Origin of the sequence: Mycolicibacter engbaekii, from assembly GCF_002101585.1 — a bacterium.
GTDB classification, from domain to species: domain Bacteria; phylum Actinomycetota; class Actinomycetes; order Mycobacteriales; family Mycobacteriaceae; genus Mycobacterium; species Mycobacterium engbaekii.
Map to the genome: position 1 here is coordinate 1 of NZ_LQOT01000045.1, position 1428 is coordinate 1428.

The following is a 1428-nucleotide window of genomic DNA, read 5'->3' on the forward strand; positions in this document are numbered from 1 at the left end:
AGGTTGCGTCCAGCAGAGTGGTGTACGAGCTGGGCCGGCTGGTGAGGTCCGGCGTGTCGTAGCCGAATGATTGAAGGTCATCGCGTGATTCTTCGAGAGACCCGTCAAAGTCACTCGAGCAAAGGAATCGACGCGATGACCACTGCCAACAATATCGACCTGCCCACCGTGCTGGCTGAACGACTCACCACCACTCATCCCGACGTGCTGCGCGACCTGCTGGCCACGTTCATCCACACCCTGATGGGCGCCGAAGCCGATGCGCTGTGCGGTGCCGGGTACGGCGAGCGCAGTGGCGAGCGCACCAACTCCCGTAACGGGTATCGGCATCGCCAATTCGACACCCGCGCCGGCAGTCTTGATTTGGCGATACCCAAGCTGCGCCACGGCTCCTACTTCCCGGACTGGCTGCTGGAACGGCGCAAACGTGCCGAGCGGGCACTGACCACCGTGGTGGCCACCTGCTACCTGCTCGGGGTGTCCACCCGCAGGATGGACAAGCTGGTCGAGACCCTGGGGATCACCAGCCTGTCCAAGTCGCAGGTGTCGGTGATGTCCAAGGAACTCGACACCGCCGTCGAGGCGTTTCGGACCCGGCCGCTCGATGCCGGCCCGTACACGTTCGTGGCTGCCGACGCCCTGGTGCTCAAGGTGCGTGAAGCCGGCCGGGTGGTCAACGTGCACGCGCTGATCGCGGTCGGGGTCAACGCCGAGGGGTATCGCGAAATCCTCGGTATCGACGTGACCACCACCGAAGACGGTGCCGGGTGGTTGACGTTCTGGCGATCCCTGACCGCCCGCGGGCTGTCCGGGGTCAAACTGGTCACCAGCGACGCGCACGCCGGCCTGGTCGCCGCGATCGGCGCCACCGTCCCGGGCGCGGCCTGGCAGCGCTGCAGAACGCACTACACGACCAACCTCATGGCGATCACACCCAAAGCGTCATGGCCGTGGGTGCGGACCCTGCTGCACTCGGTGTTCGACCAACCTGACGCCGAATCCGTTGCTGCTCAATATGACCGGATCATTGATGCGCTGGCCGATAAACTGCCCAAGGTCGCCGAGCACCTCGAGGACGCCCGCGCTGATCTGCTCGCGTTCACCGCGTTTCCCAAGCAGATCTGGCGCCAGATCTGGTCGAACAACCCCCAGGAGCGGCTCAACAAAGAGATCCGCCGGCGCACCGACGTCGTCGGCATCTTCCCCGACCGCGCCGCCCTGGTCCGCCTCGTCGGAGCCGTACTGGCTGAACAACACGACGAATGGGCCGAATCCCGGCGCTACCTCGGCCTCGACGTCTTGAGCAAATCCCGCGCCGTCAACGACACCCCGACAGAACAGGAGGACATTCCCGCGGCACTGACCGCCTGAACCATCACAACGAAGAATCACACGACGACGTCGTACACCACGTCAAAGGACTTGACC

1 protein-coding gene is annotated in these 1428 nt (G+C 64.7%); it reads left to right on the forward strand.

Features of this window, described 5'->3' with window-relative positions; translation table 11 throughout:
* Positions 1–135 precede the first annotated feature (135 nt).
* On the forward strand, positions 136–1371 hold the full coding sequence (locus tag AWC02_RS14540) for an IS256 family transposase (protein WP_085129468.1): 1236 nt from the start codon (positions 136–138) through the stop codon (positions 1369–1371).
* The last annotated feature ends 57 nt before the right edge of the window (positions 1372–1428 follow it).

Excerpts from the sequence above, each read along its gene's own strand:
- AWC02_RS14540 (WP_085129468.1), top strand. The coding sequence starts at position 136 with ATGACCACTGCCAACAATATCGACCTGCCCACCGTGCTGGCTGAACGA.